This is a genomic window from Halomonas lysinitropha (genome assembly GCF_902500215.1).
GTDB classification, from domain to species: domain Bacteria; phylum Pseudomonadota; class Gammaproteobacteria; order Pseudomonadales; family Halomonadaceae; genus Halomonas; species Halomonas lysinitropha.
The window spans coordinates 39,375-54,505 of the sequence record NZ_CABVOU010000033.1; the positions used below are offsets into that span (position 1 = coordinate 39,375).

12 protein-coding genes are annotated in these 15,131 nt (G+C 66.1%); 7 read left to right on the forward strand and 5 right to left on the reverse strand.

Going from position 1 to position 15,131, the window contains the following annotated elements; genetic code table 11:
* Nucleotides 1-164: 164 nt before the first annotated feature.
* Nucleotides 165-911, forward strand: coding sequence for an acetoacetyl-CoA reductase (phbB, locus tag HALO32_RS09245; RefSeq protein ID WP_151443503.1), 747 nt, complete (start codon nt 165-167; stop codon nt 909-911).
* A gap of 104 nt (nt 912-1,015) precedes the next feature.
* Here phbB and HALO32_RS09250 read toward each other — a convergent pair whose 3' ends face one another.
* Entirely contained in the window at nt 1,016-3,796 is a 2,781-nt protein-coding gene (locus tag HALO32_RS09250) for a DUF349 domain-containing protein (RefSeq protein WP_151443504.1), read from the reverse strand.
* 256 nt (nt 3,797-4,052) lie between these two features.
* Here HALO32_RS09250 and minC point away from each other — a divergent pair, with 256 nt between their 5' ends.
* From minC to sbcB, 4 genes are all read left to right on the forward strand, one after another.
* Entirely contained in the window at nt 4,053-4,838 is a 786-nt protein-coding gene (gene minC, locus HALO32_RS09255) for a septum site-determining protein MinC (protein WP_151443505.1), read from the forward strand.
* 61 nt (nt 4,839-4,899) lie between these two features.
* Nucleotides 4,900-5,718, forward strand: a complete 819-nt coding sequence (gene minD / locus HALO32_RS09260) for a septum site-determining protein MinD (RefSeq protein WP_151443506.1) — start codon at nt 4,900-4,902, stop codon at nt 5,716-5,718.
* The gene (gene minE / locus HALO32_RS09265; RefSeq protein ID WP_151443507.1) at nt 5,715-5,966 is read left to right on the forward strand and encodes a cell division topological specificity factor MinE; all 252 of its coding nucleotides are present in this window, start codon (nt 5,715-5,717) and stop codon (nt 5,964-5,966) included. Before minD ends, minE begins: the two co-directional genes overlap by 4 nt.
* Nucleotides 5,967-6,074: 108 nt before the next feature.
* Complete coding sequence (gene sbcB / locus HALO32_RS09270) at nt 6,075-7,565, forward strand: exodeoxyribonuclease I (protein WP_151443508.1); 1,491 nt, start codon at nt 6,075-6,077, stop codon at nt 7,563-7,565.
* Nucleotides 7,566-7,745: 180 nt separating this feature from the next.
* Here sbcB and HALO32_RS09275 read toward each other — a convergent pair whose 3' ends face one another.
* Nucleotides 7,746-10,598, reverse strand: coding sequence for an insulinase family protein (locus tag HALO32_RS09275; RefSeq protein WP_151443509.1), 2,853 nt, complete (start codon nt 10,596-10,598; stop codon nt 7,746-7,748).
* On the reverse strand, nt 10,598-11,284 hold the full coding sequence (locus tag HALO32_RS09280; protein ID WP_151443510.1) for an SOS response-associated peptidase: 687 nt from the start codon (nt 11,282-11,284) through the stop codon (nt 10,598-10,600). Before HALO32_RS09280 ends, HALO32_RS09275 begins: the two co-directional genes overlap by 1 nt.
* A 198-nt stretch (nt 11,285-11,482) precedes the next feature.
* On the opposite strand from HALO32_RS09280, the gene HALO32_RS09285 reads away from it, so the two are divergent.
* Nucleotides 11,483-12,100, forward strand: a complete 618-nt coding sequence (locus HALO32_RS09285; RefSeq protein ID WP_151443511.1) for a TetR/AcrR family transcriptional regulator — start codon at nt 11,483-11,485, stop codon at nt 12,098-12,100.
* A complete protein-coding gene (locus HALO32_RS09290) occupies nt 12,100-12,804 on the forward strand; it encodes a 1-acyl-sn-glycerol-3-phosphate acyltransferase (RefSeq protein WP_151443512.1) in 705 nt (234 codons plus the stop codon). The genes HALO32_RS09285 and HALO32_RS09290 overlap by 1 nt, the downstream gene beginning before the upstream one ends.
* Before the next feature lie 20 nt (nt 12,805-12,824).
* Here the strand turns inward: HALO32_RS09290 and HALO32_RS09295 are convergent, their stop codons facing one another.
* Entirely contained in the window at nt 12,825-14,108 is a 1,284-nt protein-coding gene (locus tag HALO32_RS09295; RefSeq protein ID WP_151443513.1) for an HlyC/CorC family transporter, read from the reverse strand.
* A 76-nt stretch (nt 14,109-14,184) separates the two neighbouring features.
* Nucleotides 14,185-14,985 (reverse strand): cytochrome C assembly family protein, encoded by an 801-nt coding sequence (locus HALO32_RS09300; protein WP_151443514.1) that lies wholly within the window; start codon nt 14,983-14,985, stop codon nt 14,185-14,187.
* Nucleotides 14,986-15,131 lie beyond the last annotated feature (146 nt).

The following is a 15,131-nucleotide window of genomic DNA, read 5'->3' on the forward strand; positions in this document are numbered from 1 at the left end:
AGGCTATTCGCCTTTGGTCAAGGATTGATTTCAAACGCTCGTCCCGATGGCTCTTTCTGGTCCATACTCCCCGTACTGTCACCGAGGTGACAGGCGAATGAACAAGACTGGTGATGGCCGGCCTGACGCCACGCCACACGTCATGCATATCAGGGAGGTAATCAATGACAACGCAAGCACCCGTCGCTTGGGTCACCGGTGGTACTGGTGGCATCGGCTCCGCGATCTGCCGCACGCTCGCCAAAGAAGGTTATATGGTGGTTGCCGGCTACAATAACCCGGACAAGGCCAAGAAGTGGTTGGAAACTCAGAAGTCCGAGGGGTTTGACAACATCGATATTGCCGGGATCGATCTGGTCGACTTTGACGCCTGTGTGAAGGGGGTCAAGGAGATCGAGGAGAAGCATGGTCCTATCAGCGTGCTGGTCAATTGTGCCGGGATCACCCGGGACGGCACCCTGAAGAAGATGACATCGGATCAGTGGCACGAGGTCATCGACACCAACCTCAACAGCGTCTTCAACACCTGCCGCAGCGTGATCGAGGGCATGCTCGAGAAGGGTTATGGCCGGATCATCAACATCTCGTCCATCAATGGCCGCAAGGGTCAGTTCGGCCAGGTCAACTATGCTGCGGCCAAGGCGGGCATGCATGGCCTGACCATGTCGCTGGCCCAGGAGACCGCCACCAAGGGCATTACCGTTAACACGGTATCTCCCGGCTACATCGCCACCGACATGATCATGAACATTCCCGAGAAGGTACGTGAGGCCATCCGCGAGACTATCCCGGTCAAGCGGTACGGGACGCCCGAGGAGATCGGTCGCCTGGTGACCTTCCTTGCCGACCAGGAGTCGGGTTTCATCACCGGCGCCAACATCGATATCAACGGCGGACAGTTCATGGGCTGATCGCCCGATGGCCACCCGTTCTCTGCCGACGGTGACCCCGGCGGCAGTCATGACAACGCGAGGCGAGGGCCTCGCGTTGTCATGTCTATTGACAGGTTGCGTGCTCAGGGCGGGGGCAGCTCGGCGAGGCTCGCGAGCATGCGGTCGAACTCCCCTACCTCGCGCTCCCAGAGCTTCGCGGGCATCGGACCGTTGGCCAGCAGGCCGGCAAGTATCTGATGGAGTTCCTCGGCTCGGGAGGCCTGCTGGCCCAGGTTGTCGTTGAGGCGTTCCACCTGGATCGCCAGGCGCAGCGGATCGTCACGCTGATTGACGGGACCCCCGACCAGCAGTGACAGATGGGCTCTCAGGCGTGCTAGCCGCTCCTCTACCGTGACCTCAGGGCCGGACTGGCGAGCGGTGTTACGCCGTTCATGGGCCTGGCGCAGTGTGCTGGGCAGGGACAGGTCCTGGGGGAGCGGGATCTGCTCAGCGGGGCCGCCGGCCAGACGCCGATCATCCGCCTGCAGGTGGGCATTGAGCAGAGGGCGGATGGTCTGCCAGCGTTCGGCCTCCTCGGCCAGCGACAGGCGGGCCAGGCGCTCGCGGCGGGCCCGCACGATGCCGGACCAGCGGCGTCGCATGCCCTCGCTGCGCCGTCCCGAGGGCAGGGGCTCGAGTGCTGTGGCCTCGTGCACGGCCTCATCCAGGACGTTGGCCTCGCGGCTGCTTGTCGGGTGCCAGCTATCCAGCCGGTCGATCAGCGCCTGCATGGCATCCAACTGGGCCCGGTTGCGCTGGGCCTGGTCATCCCGGGCGGCCTCTCGGCTGGCGAAGATGTCGTCGCATAGTGAACGGAACTCTCGCCACAGCGCCTGCTCCTCGCCCTTGGGGGCGCGGCCCAGTTCCCGCCAGCGGTGCTGCAGCGCCTTGGCCTGGTCGGCCCGCTTGGTTGCGGGCATGTCCCGGGCCAATAGCTCGCGGGTCTGTTCGATCAGGTCACGCTTGGCCTCGGCGATCTCCCCGGCACGGCGGTCGATGAGGGCCTGGAGGTCATGACGGATGCGCCCGAAGCGTCGACCGACGGACTCGGCTTGCTCGCGGGGCACGGGGGCGAAGCGGCGCCATTGCTCTCGCGAGCGGTCGCGAATCTCGCGCAGCGCATCGGGGTTGGCCGCATGATCGGGCTGCTCGAGCAGTGTCTCGAGTTGTTCGCACAGTGACTCGCGGGCCTTCAGGTTTTGCTGGCGCTCGGCCTGTTGGCGCTCCCGCCAGGGTGCCAGGCGTTCGTGAATGCGGTCGGAGGCGGCGCGGAAGCGGATGGACTGCTCGCGGTTGGCGGCGGCATCGCCCAGGGCCTTCCACTCCTTGACCAGTTGACGATGGCGGCGGTCTAGCTCGGCCTCGGCCGTGGCCGAGTCGTCAGCCAGTTCCTCGATGGCAATGCACAGCTGGTCTCGCTTGGGGCCGGCAACGAAGCCGCGCCAGTCACGGAGTTCGGCGAGTCGTGCAGCGAGATGCTTGAGGCGCGCCTGATGGGGCTGCAGCGGTGCCTGGGGCAACTGCTCGGCCTGCTGACGCAATCGCTGGTAAAGTCGGCTGGCGCCCTTGAAGGCGCCGCTCTCGAGCAGGCGTTCGAGGTCGTCGAGCTCCTCGACGAACCGCGACAGGCGGGCATTCAGGTCATTGTCTTCCCGAACCGTGTCGGCGGCGAGGCGCGTACGGGCACGTTGCAGCAGCGGTGTTGGTGCCAGTCCCTGCGGCCAGCGGCAGGCCTCGACCAGGGCTTTTAGTCGTTCGTCATCGCCGTCCTTCAGGGCTTGCTCGATCGCCTCGGCTCGCTCGTCCAGTCGCACCCGTGCCTGGGCGATGCTTTCGTAGGCGACGAGGGCACGGTCATAGCGCTCACGCAGGGCCTCATCGGCCAGGTGCTGGTCGGAGAGTGCCTGCCAGCGAGTGGCCAGCAGGCGCTTCTGGGCGCGGAGGCTGGCGATGTCCTGGTCGGTGAGTCGATCCCCTTGATGCAGAGCGTCTAGGCTCTCTTCCAGCGCCTCGATCAGGGACTCCCGGATCTGGTCGGCACTCTCGCGCTGACGATGGTCGGCCTCCCGGGCATGCTCCTGGGCCTCGTGGTCGCCGATGACCTTGCGGCAGCGTAGGCAGGCCTCCTGATAGCGACGCTCCTGCTGTGCGTTCGGCAGGTCCTCGAGCTTGGTCCATTCGCGCATCAGGTGGCGGAAACGACCGGCATAAAGCGGTTCCCAGGGGTTGCTGGCGTGCTGCTCCAGCTTCTCGAGAAGGGCCTCACGGCGCTCCCGAGCGGCCGCCAGGGAGGCGGCGTCGGCCTTCAGCCGGTTGAGGCGTTCGCGTGCCTTGCGGGCCACCTGGCGGTCACGTCTTGCCTCGTGGGCGAGTCGAGAGAGTCCGGTCTCGCTCTCGACCCGGGCGGCGGCGGCATGACGCACGGCGGCGATGCCGTTATCGCAGGCCTGGCGTATCAGGTCCTCTTCCCTCTCGAGTCGAGCCAGAGCGGCAAAGCGCAGCTGCTGGTTGTCGCCCTGCAGGGCCAGCTCATTGAGCAGCTCAGGGTCTTCGATCCGCTCCACCAAGGCGGTGCGTGTCGTCAGATCATGTTGGCCGCGGCGGCCGGCGAGCAGGGCTACCAGCTGTTGCCGCAGTTCGGGTGAGGCGTCATCGTCCCGATACAGCGCCAGCAGGTGCTCGGGATCCTCCAGGTGTACAAGGGCTGCTTGGCGCACCCCGGGGTCCGGATCGAGGGCGAGCTGTTCGAGGGCACGGCGCTGGTCATCACGGGACGGGGCGAGACGTGCCACGGCCTGGCGGCGGACGTCGGGGTCCGGGTGTTTCCAGCGCGGGGCGAACAGGCGACGAAGGAGTCCAGACATGGGGCATCCTGACAATGGAATTGCGCCCCGGCGGGGCGCAGGAGGATCATTATTGTTGACAGCAACGGCGCGGGGCACAGCTCGAGAGTATCTAAGCACGTGCCGCGCCAGCAGAAAAGTCTATCGGCGGGCAGTTGTGGCCATTCGGAGACACTGACAAGACCCCCTGCATGGTCGTATGATCGGTTGCAGGGTCGCAGCCACTCGCTTAGCGTTGTGGCTATACCCCGATCATCACCCGACGTGGAGCTCGGCAATGAGTCTCAAAGTGGACAGGGACAGCATGGCATTCACCTTCAAGGGGGGGATGCTGCCGATGACGGTCATGGAGCTGACCAGCGCCGATCCCGAGCGCATCCGTGAACAACTCGCCGGCAAGCTCAGCCAGTCCCCGGCCTTTTTCCAGCATACTCCGGTCGTTCTCAACGTCGAGAAGCTCGATGAGCCGCACCTGGCTCTGGAGCGCATCTGCGCGGTATGCCGAGCCCACAAGCTGCTGCCGGTGGCGGTGCGCGGCGGGCCGGACCCGGTCAAACAGTCGGCCTGGGCCCTTGGGCTGGGCTGGTTTCCCCCCCAGGATGCCTCCCGTCCGCGCCCTCTGGAGAGTGTCGCCGGTGATGGCGACGCCGACTCGGCCGACTCGGCCGAGTCGGTAGAGCTGTCGGAGCCGTCAGTGGAGGCCGTGGCGCCGGACGCGCTGCCTGGCACCACGGCGGGGGGGCGCATCTACCGTGGTACAGTGCGCTCCGGACAGCAGGTGACGGCCCCCGAGGGCGATCTGGTGGTGGTTGGGGCGGTCAATGCCGGCGCCGAAGTTCTCGCTGCCGGCAGCGTGCATGTCTACGGTGCACTGCGCGGGCGTGCCCTGGCCGGTATCCATGGCGATGCTCTGGCCGGTATCTTCTGCCGTGAGCTGCATGCCGAGCTGCTGTCGGTGGCCGGCAACTACAAGCGCCTCGAGGACATCGATCCGCGCCTGCTGGGTACCACCGTGCAGGTCCGGTTGATTGACGACCAATTGGGTATCACGTCGCTGGCCTGATCCCGGCCATCAGCGTTTGCACCATCATTCCCTTTTATCATCACAAGACAGGATGCGACACTTGGCCAAGATCATCGTTGTGACCTCCGGCAAGGGTGGGGTCGGCAAGACAACCAGCGCAGCCGCCATCGCCACAGGGCTGGCGCTGCGTGGCAAGAAGACCGTGGTCATCGACTTCGACGTGGGGCTGCGTAACCTCGATCTGATCATGGGCTGTGAGCGCCGCGTGGTCTACGACCTGGTGAATGTTATCCAGGGCGAGGCGGGGTTGAATCAGGCATTGATTCGCGACAAGCGGGTCGACAACCTGCACATCCTGCCGGCCTCCCAGACCCGCGACAAGGATGCCCTGACCCTTGAAGGCGTCGAGAAGGTGCTCGACACCCTGAACAAGGATTTCGACTTCATCATCTGCGATTCCCCGGCAGGCATCGAGCGCGGCGCCCAGCTGGCCATGTACTTCGCCGACGCGGCGATCGTGGTCACCAATCCCGAAGTCTCTTCGGTGCGCGACTCCGATCGCATCCTCGGCCTGCTGGCCTCCAAGACCCGCCGCGCAGAACGCGGCGAGGATCCGATTCAGGAGCATCTGCTGATCACCCGCTACAACCCGAGTCGTGTCGACCTGGGCGACATGCTCAACCTGGAAGACATTCGCGAGATTCTGGCCATTGACCTCCTCGGCCTGATCCCGGAGTCGGAGGCGGTGCTGCGGGCATCCAACCAGGGGGTGCCGGTCACCCACGATGACGACAGCGATGCCGGCCAGGCGTATGCCGATACCGTGGCCCGCCTGCTGGGCGAGGAGGTGCCCCTTCGCTTCCACGAGTACCAGAAGAAGAGTCTGTTGAGCCGCATGTTTGGAGGAGTCCGCCGGTGAAGTTGCTCGAATTCCTGAAGCGCGAGCGCAAGAAGTCCGCGTCGGTCGCCAAGGAGCGGCTGCAGATCATCGTGGCCCATCAGCGTACCCAGCGAGGGCAGCCGGACTACATGCCGCTGCTGGAGAAGGAGCTGCTGGAAGTGATCCGCCGCTACGTGCAGATCGATGATGACGCGGTGAACATCACCCTCGACAGCGAGGACAATTGCTCGGTGCTGGAGCTCAACGTGACCCTGCCCAAGTCCTGAACAGGCAGCCCCGAGTGAACCTTGGGCACGACTCCGGCGGCTGAGTCGTCAGCGGGCCTGTGCTAGGCTGGAGGCCGTGAATTCACGCCTTTCGGAGAGCTCCCGCCCATGGCGCAGACCCCCGCTGCCCCGCAGTCCTTCCTGTGGCACGATTACGAGACCTTCGGCGCTGATCCGCGTCGCGATAGGCCTTCCCAGTTCGCGGCCATTCGCACCGACCCCGACCTCAACGAGATCGGTGAGCCTCTCGAGCTCTTCTGCAAGCCGGCCGATGACTTCCTGCCCCATCCCCAGGCCTGCCTGATCACCGGCATCACACCCCAGCAGGCTCGCCGACGTGGCCTGCCCGAGGCGGAGTTCGCCGGCGTGGTCGAGGCGGCCATGAGCGAACCGGGCACCTGTGCGCTGGGCTACAACAGCCTGCGCTTCGACGACGAGGTGAGCCGCCACCTCTTCTACCGCAACTTGCTCGACCCCTATGCCCGGGAGTGGCAGAACGGCAACTCGCGCTGGGACCTGATCGATGTGGTGCGTGCCTTCCACGCCCTCCGCCCCGAGGGCATCGAGTGGCCGACGCGCGACGATGGTGCACCGAGCTTCAAGCTGGAACACCTGACGGTCGCCAACGGCATCGCCCATGCCGGGGCCCATGACGCCCTGGCCGATGTCCGCGCCACCATCGCTCTGGCGAAGTTGCTGCGTGAGCGCAACGGCAAGCTCTTCGACTACCTGCTGGGGCTGCGCGGCAAGCGTGCCGTCGCCCGGCAGCTGGACCTGCCGGGGCGCAAGCCGGTGCTGCACATCTCGCGGCGCTACCCGGCGAGCCGTGGCTGCAGCGCCCTGGTGATGCCGCTGGCCGAGCACCCCTCCAACCCCAACGGGGTGATCGTCTTCGACCTCTCCATGGATCCGGCCCCGCTGCTCGAGCTCACCCCCGAACAGATCCGCGAGCGGGTCTTCGTCAGCAATGACGACCTGGCGGAGGGGGCCGAGCGCATTCCGTTGAAGGTGATCCACCTCAACAAGTGTCCGGTGCTGTTCCCGACCAGTGCCCTCAAGGACGCGGAGGGGCCGCAAAGGGGCGAGTACGGCACGATCGTCGAGCGCCTGGGACTGGACCTGGCCGCCTGCCGGGCTCACTGGAAGCAGCTGTCGAACCGCCCGGAGGTAGCCTCCCGGGTCGCCGAGGTGTTTGCCGCGCCGCCTCCCGAGCCGCCGCATGACCCGGACCTGATGCTCTATGCCGGGGGCTTCTTCTCGCCGGCGGATCGCCAGCAGATGCAGCGGGTGCGCGAGACTGATCCCTGGGACCTGGTGGGGGCTCGCTTCGCCTTCCAGGACCCGCGCCTCGAGGAGATGCTGTTCCGCTACCGGGCCCGCAGCTATCCGGAGACCCTGGAGAGCGAGGAGCAGGCGCGCTGGGAGGCCTTTCGCTGGGAACGCATGAACGACCCTGCCGTCGCCGGCCTGACCCTCAAGGAGTTCGCCCGGGAGATCGAACGGCTTAATAGTGTTCCGCTGTCCGACCGCGATCGGCAGATCCTCGAGGAGCTGGTGATGCATGTGGAGGCCATCATGCCATCCCAGGCCTTCGACTAGCGGATCGCAAGCCCTAAGGCCGAGCCTACGCGGTTCTTGTGGGAGCGGTGCTTGCACCGCGAAATACGTCAGGAGGCCTTCGGCCTCCCATCGCGCAGCAAGCTGCGCTCCCACAAGACCTCATCCAACCTACCAGACACTCACCACTCACCACTCACCACTCACAAGCGCGAAGCGCGCTCACTTCCCTTCCGGCAATGGCTTCAGCTCGCGGCTCAGGGCGAGTACGTCGCTGGGATCATCACCCGGGTCAAAGCTGACCCTTGCCACAGCGTCTTCGCGCAGCGTCCGCCAGCTCGCCTGCAGTTCTTCGGCGGTGACGGTCAGAGCCTGCTCGGCGAGGCGGCGGTGGCGGTCGAAGGCGGTATCACCGTAAGCAAGTGCGCGCCACAGGCGATTGGTGCGCTCGGAGAGGCTGGTGTCGCGCTGCATCAGCTCGTCGTGCACGGCCTGGCGGTAGGCGGCCAGGTCTTCATCGTCGAGTGACTCGAGGCGCCCGGCGAAGTCGTCCAGGAAGGCATCGATGCGGGCCTGGATCGCCTCGCTTGGGGTGTCGGGGGACTGCACCAGCAGGCTGATGCCGGGGGCATCGAGCATCGGCGAATAGCTGGCGTTGACCACATAGCCAAGCTGTTCCTCGGTGCGCAGACGCTGGTAGAAAGGCGTTTCCAGTAGCTGGCCCAGCACCGCCAGGCGTGCCTGGCTGTCAAGCGAGCGGTCCGGCCCTTGAAGGTAGCGCAGTACCACTGACTCCTCCCGGGTGGTGGCCGGCGTCAGCGTGGGCAGGTCGTTCACCTGAAGAGGGACGAGATCCGGGATCTCGTCTTCCGCGAGGGACGGGGAGAGTGCCTCGGCGACCAGCCGGGCCTCGCGCTCGGCGAGCGCGGCGTCGAGGTTGCCAACGGCCATGGCCTCCAGACGCAGGTCGGCCAGGAAGCGTTCACGGAAGCCCCGCAGGTCCTCCACGTCGAGTTCGCGACTGGCCTCGAGCAGGGCATCAATGGGCCACTGGGGGCGCACCAGCGCCTCGGACAGGGTGCGATGGGCCTGACGGTAGAGGGCGTCCTGAGGCGCGTTGCGCCATTCGCGCTGCAGGCGGTAGTGCACCCGGTCGAAGCTCGCGGCGTCGATCGCGCCCTCCTGCAACTGGTCGAGGACCCGGGCGATCAGGCGGTCCTGCCGGTCGCGCCAGCCGGAGAACGCTAGGGTGATGCCGCGGGCGTGGGCGTAGGCCTCGACGTTGTGACCGGCCAGGCGGGCGGGATACAGGGTCTCGTTGAGGCCGTCGCCGAGCCAGCCGGCGAGCAGGCGGGAGAGCACCGCCTCCTGCGCCTTCTGCCCGGCGGTAGGGTGCTGCAGACTGAGGCGCCACTCTACCTTGGGGGTGTCGAAGCTGGCATCCGCCTTGTGCCAGAAGGCGAAGCCCGGCGCCTCGAGCCGCTTCTCCGGGACCTCGTCCTGGACATCGAGCAGTTCCAGGTCCTCGGCGATGTAGGGGTTGGGCTCGGGCAGGGCGAGGCCTGACAGCGGCTCGGCGGAGCTTGACGCCTCGACCTCGTGCCAGGGCGCGTCGAACCAGGGGGAGACCCGGTCGCCCTCGACGTCCGGACCGCTGTAGAGCCGCAGCAGCCGGTCGGGGCGCAGGCCATCGAGCCAGCGCGTGATCTGATCGCGATCGAAGCCCTCCATCAGGTAGGGGGCGACGTTGACATCCTCCAGCGGATAGCGTGCCAGGTTCATGGCCAGCCGCATGGCATCATTTTGCGGCGAGCCGTGCTGCTGAAACCTGAACTGCTGGTCGGCCAGGCGTGCCTGCTCCTCGTACCGCCAGGTTTCCAAGCCGTCGTCTCGGATCCGCTCGATGGTGGCAAACAGGCTTTCCTGAATGCGGTCGAGTCGCTCTGCGCCATCCGGGGTCAAGCTGATGTCTACGGCGAACAGAGCGTGCCGGCCGTCGCCGCGAGTCACACCCGCCGAGAGGCCATCGGCCCAGCCCGCCTCGCGCAGCAAAGCGAGCAGGCTGCCTTCGCCCTCGTGACCGAGCAGGTGGGCCAGGTAGTCGGCCGGCTTGTGGCGGTAGGCCTGCTGGGGATCGGGCACCGGGAACAGGAAACTGACCCGTTGGCTGTCGCGCACCGATTGCATCTCGGCCGCGCGGGGTAGTGTCTGTTCGTTCACCAACGACGTCTCGATGACCGGGCGGGAGAGGCCGCGATCGGGTACGTCGGCGAAGCGCTCGGTGACCATGGCCTCGAGGTCATCGAGGGCCTGGGGGGCGACCACGGCCAGGTGCATCACGTTGGCTCCGTAGTGGTCCTCATAGAAGCCGATCACCCGTTCACGCAGGCTCGGCTCGCCCTCGGGGCGGTCGGCCAGGGTCTCGCGGCTGCCCACCGAGAAGCCGGTTGTCGGATGGTCCGGATTGAGCAACTGGTTGAGTACATCATTGGTCCGGCGGCCGTCGTCGCGAAGGCGGGCCTGGTATTCGGAGTGCACCACGTTGCGCTCGCTCTCCAGGCGGTCGGCATTGAACAGCGGGGCAATGAAGAAGCGGCTGAAGCGGTCCAGGGCGCCGGCCAGGGCGTCGGGCTCGATCTCGAAGAAATAGTTGGTGTCATGGGGGGCGGTGAAGGCGTTGTGGCTGCCCCCGTGGCGCGATAGATAGGCCTGGTAGGCATCCGACTCGGGGTAGGCATCGGTGCCCAGGAACAGCATGTGTTCGAGGAAGTGAGCCAGACCGGCCAGGTCCTCCGGATTCTGGGCGCTGCCCACGCCCACGTTCAGCGAGGCGGCAGCCTGATCGGCCTGGGGATCACTGACCAGCAGCACGCTGAGGCCGTTGGCGAGGGTCAGGGCGCGGTAGTGGCGGTCATCATTGGGGCCGACCCGCGGCGAGACGACCTCGTCGATGGCCGGCGTCGGTTTGGGTGCCTCGGCCCGGGCGTCCAGGCCCGTCATCACGGCCATGGCCACGGCAATCCAGGTGAGCAGGCGGGCCGCTTGGCGGGAGAGGGCTGGCAAGGGCTGTGTCATTATGGCTCCTGTGGAACGGGGTCGCGCAGCATGGGCCCGGTGGGGCGGGCGCAGGCCGGGTCCTGATTGGCCGGGTCATTCACTCGTCTTGATACCGGAAAAGCGCCCAAGAGTTCCCTCGGTGCGGGGGTAAGCAGCGCCTGCGCCTCGACCAGCGGAGTTTGCGGGTCGAGCCAGCGTCGAGCATCGCCGGGGGCGATCATGGCCGGCAGCCGGTCGGTGAGCGGGGCGAGCAGCGGACCCGTGGGCACGGTGATCAGCGCCATGGAATCATTGTACTCGCTCAGGGTGGTATGGAAGCGGCACCAGAGCCCCGCCAGCAGCAGGGGCCCTCGGTCGGTCCGAGTTACCAGAAAGGGCTGCTTGGAGCGTGGCTGAGGCTTCCACACATAGACGCCGCTGGCCGGCACCAGGCAGCGGCGCGCGCCGAAAGCCTCGCGAAACATGGGGCGGTCCGTGAGCGCCTCGGCCCGGGCACAGTGAGGGGCGTTGTCGAGCACCTTGAGCCAGGGGGGGGTAAGTCCCCAGAAGGCGTTCACCAGCCGCAGCCGACCGCCTTCCAGGCGCAGGATCGACAATGGACGACGCGGGGCCAGGTTGGTGCCGGTGGTCAGAGTGGTCTCGGCGACCAGATCAGGCAGAAGGCGTTCGAGATCGAGGGGGGCGATGTACAGTCGGCCGGCCATGGGGTCTCCGGGATGGTGGGGCGCCAGGGTAACCAAGTCGACAGGGTGTGGAAAGCGTCGCGCAGGCGGCGATCCTGTCGCTGGCTTGCATCGTCATCCGTGTGGGATATTCTGTCGAAAACAGTGTTCGATGAGAGTATCCTTAGCCGCCCGTCCCGCGACGCCAGTCACTCCAGTCACTACCTTGCGAGGAACCCGATGGCCCGTCCCAGACAGCATGCTCCCGAGGCACTCCATGCCCAGGTCATGGCCGCGTGCGATGCCTGGCTGCAGGAGTGCCCGGCCCACATGCTGTCGCTGCGTGCTCTTGCCCGCGAGGTCGGTTGCGCGCCGAGCACCCTGCTCAAGCTCTACGGCAGCTTCGGCAACCTGCTGCAGCACGTCAACATCGAGACACTGGCTCGCTTGCGCGGTGAGATCGAGCCACTGCTCGGCGATATTGCTCCCGAGGAGCGGCTCAAGGCGCTGGCCAGGGCCTACTGGCAGTTCGCCCGCCAGGATGCCTATCGCTGGCAGCTTCTGTTCGACTACCCTCTGGCCCAGGAGGGTGAGCTGGACCAGCGCCAGAATGAGATGATCGAGGGTCTCTTCCTGCGCGTGGAGGCCACCCTCAAGGAGTATCAGCCGGCGCTGGATGATCTCGAGGCACGACGGCTGAGCCGTACCCTCTGGGGTAGCGTTCATGGCCTTGTCCAGCTGGGGCTCAATGAACGTCTCGGGCACTGGCAGGGCGAGCCGCTGGAGGTGGGTGAGCTGCTCGATCAGCTGCTCGCGACCATCCTGGCTGGCCTACGACAACCGCCTGGCGTGACGTGATGTCCCCCTGGCTGTGGGGCGTCACGGGCCTGGCGGTGGTGACGGGGGGGTGGCGACTGGCCAGATCGCCCCGGCCCAGCCTGCGCTGGCTGGTCTTCGTGCTGGTCCACTTCGTCTATCGATTGCGTTTTCGCGGTCGCCACCAGATTCCCCTGAGTGGCCCGGCCATCGTCGTCTGCAACCATGTCAGCTTCATGGATGCCCTGGTGGTAGGCGGGGCAAGCCCCCGGCCGCTGCGCTTCCTGATGGACAAGCCGATCTATGATTCGCCATGGCTTAACTGGCTGTTCCGTCTGGTGGGAGCCATTCCCGTGGACGCCGACCGGCATGATCCAGGCAGTGTGCGTCATGCGCTGACCGAGGTCAGCCGCGCGCTGCGCCAGGGTGAGGTGGTGATGGTGTTCCCCGAGGGGCGTCTGAGCCCGGATGGGGAAATGCATCCCTTTCGTCGCGGGCTCGAACTGATACTGGCGCGAGACGCGGTGCCGGTGGTGCCCGCGGGACTGGCCGGTCTCTGGGGCTCCTGGACCTCCCACCAGGGCGGCAAGGCATTGAGCAGGCCTCCCCGGCGCTTCCGGGCGCGGGTAGCACTGACCTTCGGTGAACCTATTCCGCCCGCCGAGGCGAATCGGCGCAACATAGAGGAGCGGGTGCGCGCGCTCAAGGTCGAGGCCGATAGCTGGATCGACAGCGGACAGAAGTAGGGGTTAGCTGCGAGTAGGGGTCAGCCGCGGCGCACGGGGCGACGAACCGGCTGCCAGCAACGTGCCGCAGTGATCAGATTGTCGCGTACCTCGAGGATCTCCATGCGTACGCTGCCGATCTGCAGGCAGGCCGGACCGTCCGGGAAGGACTCCAGGTGCTCTAGGATCACGCCGTTGAGGGTCTTGGGGCCATCCGTGGGCAGTTGCCAGCCCAGCGCCTTGTTGATGTCGCGGATGTTGGCAGTGCCATCGATCACATGGCTGCCGTCCTCCTGAGGGTGGATCTCCTGATTCAGGCCCGCCACGTCGGTAGTGAACTCGCCGACGATCTCTTCGAGGATGTCTTCCAGGGTGACCAGCCCTTCCACGTCACCGTATTCGTCCACCACGATGCCAATGCGCCGCTTCTGTTTCTGGAAGTTGAGCAGTTGGGTGTGCAGCGGGGTCGACTCGGGGATGAAGTAGGGCTCGCGGGCTTCCTGGACGATGGCGGCCTTGGTCACCTCGCCGCGGGACAGGAAGCGCGCCGCGTTGCGCAGGTGGAGCATGCCGATGATGTTGTTGATGTCGCCCTTGTAGACCGGTACCCGGGTGTGCTGGCTGGTACGTATGCGGGCCAGGATATCCTCCAGGTCGTCATCCAGGTCGAGGCCCATCACTTCGTGGCGCGGCACCATGATGTCGTTCACGGTGACGTTCTCGAGGTCGAGGATCGACAGCAGCATCGCCTGGTGGCGGTGTGGGATCAGGGTGCCGGCCTCGTGAACCACAGTGCGCAGTTCGTCGCGGGTCAGGTTGTCGGCCCCTCCGTCGATGTTCCTGACCCCCAGCAGGCGAAGCAGGCCGTTGGAGATCGCGTTGACCAGCCAGACCAGGGGGTAGAGCAGCTTGAGTAGAGGCTCGAGCACCAGCGAGGCCGGGTAGGCGATGCGCTCCGGCCTGATTGCCGCGTAGGTCTTGGGGCCCACCTCAGCGAAGATCAGGATCACGATGGTGAGGATCAGCGGAGCGATAGCCGGGCCGGAGACTTCGCCGAAGAAATGAATGGCGAGCACTGTGGCGATCGCCGCGGCCAGATTGTTGACCAGATTGTTGCCGATCAGGATCACACCGATCAGCCGGTCGGGCCGAGCCAGCAGGCGGAGTACACGCTGAGCGGGGCGTTCACCGCTGTTCGCCTGGTGACTCAGGCGGTAGCGGTTGATCGACATCATCCCGGTCTCGGAGCTGGAGAAGAAGGCGGAAAGACAGATGAGCAGGAACAGCAGGCCGAAAAGCAGTCCCAGCGGGAAGTCGTCACTCAAGTCGAAGGGTCCTCACAGGCGTATCAGGCTCGAGTTGTAGGGGGTCAGTCATCCGGTGTCAAGGCGCGTGCCGGGGTCAGCCGCGGTTGAGCAGGATCTCCAGTACGAACTTGCTGCCAAAGTAGGCCAGAAGCAGTACCAGGCAGCCGCCCAGTGTCCAGCGGACCGCTCGCATGCCCCGCCAGCCCAGTCGGTGGTGGCTGAACAGCAGGGTGGCAAAGATCACCCAAGCGGCCAAGGAGAGGATCGACTTGTGGGCCAGGTGCTGGGCGAACATGTTGTCGAGAAAGAGGAAGCCGCTGACGATCGACAGGGTCAGCAGGATCATGCCGGCCCAGATCAGCTCGAAGAGGATTCGCTCCATGGTGGTCAGTGGCGGCAGGGACTGAACCACGCCGCGGATGTGGTGGTGGCGCAGCGCCTGGTTCTGGATGCCGAGCAGCACCGCCTGAATGGCGGCGATAGCCAGCAGCGCGAAGGCCAGCGCGGAGCTCAAGGCGTGCAGGGCGATCCCCGGTGTCATGTTGGCCCCGCGCTCCGGGCTCGGCAGGCCGACGGCCAGCAGCAGGGTCAGACCGGCCAGCGGCAGCAGAGCGGTGGCAACATTGAGAACGGGCTTGATAAAGCTGACGACCAGCAGCACCAGCACGGCCAGGCCGCTGGCCAGCACCGCGCTGGTGGAGAGTCCGGGTAGCAGGGAATTGCCCCGGGCCAGCAGGGTGGCCGCCAGAGGCAGGTGGCAGAGCAGGCCGAGCAGCCCCAGGCTGCGCACCAGCATGGCGCGTGGCGGCACCCGGCGAATGAGGGTCAGTCCCTGCCAGGAGGCGGCTGCTATATAAAAGATGAAGGCCATGACGGCAAGTGATAGCGGCTGCATCGATCGCTGTCCGTGCGCCTGCGCCAGCGCCTGGTGGAAATGGAGCCGCTACTATACCGAATCCGCTCGGCTGCGCACAGCACGCCAGCGCACTCTGCAGGGTGGGAATGCCTGCCATGGATGGAGACTGCCGGCCACAGAGCGTA